The following is a 2618-nucleotide window of genomic DNA, read 5'->3' as shown; positions in this document are numbered from 1 at the left end:
GCGGGCTGAGCGAACTCCGTCCGCTCCAACAGCCCCGCATCCTCACCCCACATCACCTCGCGTACCGGCACCTCACCGAGGGCCTCGCACACGGCTTCGAAAGCAGCCGCGAACACCGGGAAGGCGTCGTACAACTCCCGCCCCATCCCCAGCCGCTGACTGCCCTGCCCCGTGAACACCACGGCGGTCAGCCCGTCCGAGACAGCACCCTGCCGCACGTTCGCGGCCGGCTCCCCCGTCACCACCGAAGCCAGACCGGCGAGCAGCTCAGCACGGTCCCTGCCCACGACGACTGCCCGCTGTTCCAGCGCGGCGCGCGACGAGGCCAGGGAGAACGCCACGTCCTCGACCCGTGCTTCGGGCAGCTCGCAGAGGTAGCCGTGCAGTTGTTCGGCCTGCGCGCTCACACCGGCGGCGCCTCGCGCGGAGACCACCCACGGCACGATCGAGGACCGCACGGGTGCCACGGCCTCGGCGGTCACTTCCGGTGTCTCGGCCTCCGGCGCCTCCTCCACGATGACGTGGGCGTTCGTGCCGCTGAGGCCGAACGAGGAGATGCCGGCGCGCTTGGGGTGACCGTTGTCGGGCCAGATGAGCGGGTCGGTGAGGAGCTCGATGTTGCCCGTGCTCCAGTCCACGTTGGGGGTGGGCGCGTCGACGTGCAGGGTGCGGGGCATGGTGCCGTGCCGCATGGCCATGACCATCTTGATGATGCCGCTGACGCCGGCGGCGGCCTGCGCGTGCCCGATGTTCGACTTGATGGAGCCCAGCCGCAGCGGGCGGTCCGCGGGCCGGCCCTGGCCGTAGGTGGCCAGCAGGGCCTGGGCCTCGATGGGGTCGCCGAGTCTGGTTCCCGTGCCGTGTGCCTCCACCACGTCGACCTGGTCCGCGGAGAGTTGGGCATTCGCCAACGCCTGCTGGATCACGCGCTGCTGCGAGGGCCCGTTGGGAGCGGTCAGGCCGTTGCTGGCGCCGTCGGAGTTGACGGCACTGCCACGGACCACCGCGAGGACCGGGTGCCCGTTGCGACGGGCGTCGGACAGGCGCTCGACGAGGAGCAGGCCCGCGCCCTCACCCCACCCGGTGCCGTCGGCCGCGGCGGCGAAGGCCTTGCAGCGGCCGTCGGGGGCGAGACCGCGGTCCTGGCTGAAGCCGACGAACGACACCGGGGTGGCCATGACGGTGACACCGCCGGCAAGGGCGAGGGAGCAGTCTCCTGCGCGCAGCGCCTGGATGGCCCAGTGCAGGGCGACCAGGGACGACGAACAGGCCGTGTCGACCGTCACCGCGGGGCCCTCGAGGCCGAGCGTGTAGGCGATGCGGCCGGAGGCGACGCTGGCGAGGGCGCCGGTGCCGCTGTCGGCGGAGTAGTCGTGGTAGGCGATGCCGGTGAAGACTCCGGTGCGGCTGCCCTTGAGGGACAGCGGATCTATGCCGGCCCGCTCGAAGGCCTCCCAGGCGGTCTCCAGCAGCAGCCGCTGCTGCGGGTCGGTCTCGCGGGCCTCCCGCGGGCTCATCTTGAAGAAGTCGGCGTCGAACTGGGCTGCGTCGTGCAGGAATCCGCCTTCGCGGCAGTACGTCCTGCCGGGCGTCGCGGGCTCCGGGTCGTACAGGTCCTCGGCCCAGCCCCGGTCCACGGGGAAGGAGGAGATGCCGTCACCGCCGGAGTCGACGAGGGTCCACAGGTCGTCCGGGGAGGCGATGCCTCCGGGATAGCGGCAGCTCATGGCGACGATGGCGATCGGCTCGTGCTGCCTGGCCTCCGTCTCGCGCAGGCGCCGCTTGGTCTGCTGGAGGTCCGACGTCGCGCGCCGCAGGTACTCGCGCAGCTTGTCGTCGTTGCCCATCTGCCCCTCTGCCCCTCAATCAGTGGTACTCGTACGGTTTCGTGGACGGGACGGACGCCGGTTACGCGATGCCCAGTTCGCTGTCGAGGACGTCGAAGAGCTCGTCGTCCGTGGCGGACTCGTAGTCGGTGGGGTCGTCCTCGGCCAAGGCCCCGTCGCCCGCGTCGCGCCAGGAGCGCAGCAGCGCCTCCAGCCGGCTGGTGATGCGCTGGTGGTCGCGTCCTGGCACCGTGTCGGCGGTCAGTCCGGTCAGCAGCGTCTCCAGTCGGTCCACCTCGACGAGGACCTCCTGGGCCGGGCCGTCGCCTGTCTCCGGGAGGAGCAGCCCGTCGATGTACTCCGCCGCCGCGCGGGAGGTGGGGTGGTCGAAGACGAGCGTCGCCGACAGGGACAGGCCCGTGATCCGGTCCAGCCGCTTGCGCAGTTCGACGGCGGCGAGCGAGTCGAAGCCGAGTTCCTTGAAGGCCACGTCGGGTTCCACCACGGCCGCCGAGGCGTGCCCCAGCACCGTGGCGACCTGCGCCCGTACGACCTCCAGCAGCTGCCGCACCCGCTCCTGCGGCGGGAGCGTCAGCAGCCGCCTGCGCATCTCCCGGCCCTCGTCGGCCAGGCCTTCTTCTTCGAGCTCGTCGAGCCCGGCGGAGCCGAGGCCGGCGGTTCCGGTCTGCGCGTCGATCCAGTAGCGCCGGCGCTGGAAGGCGTAGGTGGGCAGGTCGACGCGGGTGGCGTCACGGCCGGTGAAGAAGCCGTCCCAGTCGACGCCCGCGCCGG

The 2618-nt window shown here is 72.0% G+C and carries 2 protein-coding genes; both read right to left on the bottom strand.

The window, feature by feature from the left end; genetic code table 11:
• Positions 1–1847, bottom strand: a 1847-nt coding sequence (locus tag ABZX30_RS37995) for a type I polyketide synthase (protein WP_355942990.1), incomplete at its 3' end; no start/stop codon positions are given.
• 61 nt (positions 1848–1908) lie between these two features.
• The coding region (locus ABZX30_RS37990) for a phosphopantetheine-binding protein (protein WP_355942987.1) at positions 1909–2618 on the bottom strand (710 nt) is incomplete at its 5' end.

It is taken from the genome of Streptomyces sp. NPDC004542 (assembly GCF_040610035.1).
Lineage (GTDB): Bacteria > Actinomycetota > Actinomycetes > Streptomycetales > Streptomycetaceae > Streptomyces.
This window is presented reverse-complemented; position numbering and strand designations above follow the sequence as displayed.